Here is a 583-nt window from a genome sequence, read left to right as displayed (position 1 = left end):
GGTGGAGCGGGTAACGCAGCCCGGCTCGGTCATTACGCACGAGGCGAAGGGCAAGCCGAAGCACGTCAGGGAAAGCCCCTGCCCCACGCACAAGGAAGCGGTGGAGCTGATTATCGGCACGATTACCGGCGCGGCGACCGGCGTGATCGCCGACATGAGCGTGATTAAGGCGGTAGGGCACCGCGTCCTGCACGGCGGCGACAAGTTCACCAAATCGGTGGTCATTACGCCGGCGGTGCTCGACACGTTCCGCTCGGTGCAGGACTTGGGGCCGCTCCACAATCCGGCGAACATCATGGGCATAGAGGGGGCGCAGAAGGTGCTGCCGAACGTGCCGCACTGCGCGGTTATCGACACGGCGTGGCACCAGACTATGCCCGACACCTCGTTTATGTACGCGGTTCCCTACGAGTGGTACGAAAAATACGCGGCGCGGCGCTACGGCTTTCACGGCACGTCGTTCCTGTACACCGCGAAGCGCGCCGGCGTCCTGCTGCACAAGAAGCCTGCCGACACCAACGTGATTATCGCCCATATCGGGAACGGCGCGTCTGGATGCGCTGTCAAAGACGGCGTGTGCTTC

At 63.6% G+C, this 583-nt stretch carries 1 pseudogene; it reads left to right on the top strand.

Annotated features, from left to right (window positions below):
- Nucleotides 1–583: pseudogene (locus AWU74_RS07525) on the top strand (propionate kinase); the annotation flags it as partial.

Source organism: Treponema endosymbiont of Eucomonympha sp., from assembly GCF_001028545.1.
The sequence above is the reverse complement of the archived record's forward strand: the minus strand, read 5'-3'. Positions and strand labels throughout refer to the sequence as shown.